Raw genomic sequence first — 382 nt, forward strand, 5'->3', positions numbered from 1 at the left:
CATCGTTACGGTAAACATGAACATCGGCACCGAGTTCGCCCAAGTACTGAACAACGTTGTAGGTAAACGAGTCGTAGTTATCAATCATTAATAGCATTGTTTTTCTCCTTACCCGTCTAAGCCTTGAGTTGCCATTGCCACCGCTCTGAATACAGCGCGCCCTTTATTCATGGTTTCATCCCACTCACTTTGCGGTACCGAGTCTGCAACGACTCCCGCACCGGCTTGAATATGCAATACCTGGTCTTTTATGACCGCGGTGCGAATGGCAATCGCCGTGTCCATATTGCCATTCCATGAGAGGTAACCAACAGCGCCGCCATAAACGCCCCGCTTAACCGGCTCAAGCTCATCGATGATTTCCATCGCACGAATTTTCGGG

Annotated in this window: 1 protein-coding gene and 1 pseudogene; both read right to left on the minus strand. The window is 49.7% G+C overall.

Features of this window, described 5'->3' with window-relative positions; genetic code table 11:
• Window positions 1–97: pseudogene (locus A3757_RS25910) on the minus strand (anthranilate/aminodeoxychorismate synthase component II); the annotation flags it as partial.
• An 11-nt stretch (window positions 98–108) separates the two neighbouring features.
• Window positions 109–382, minus strand: a 274-nt coding sequence (locus A3757_RS22725; RefSeq protein WP_197470241.1) for a chorismate-binding protein, incomplete at its 5' end; no start/stop codon positions are given.

It is taken from the genome of Oleiphilus sp. HI0117 (assembly GCF_001635235.1).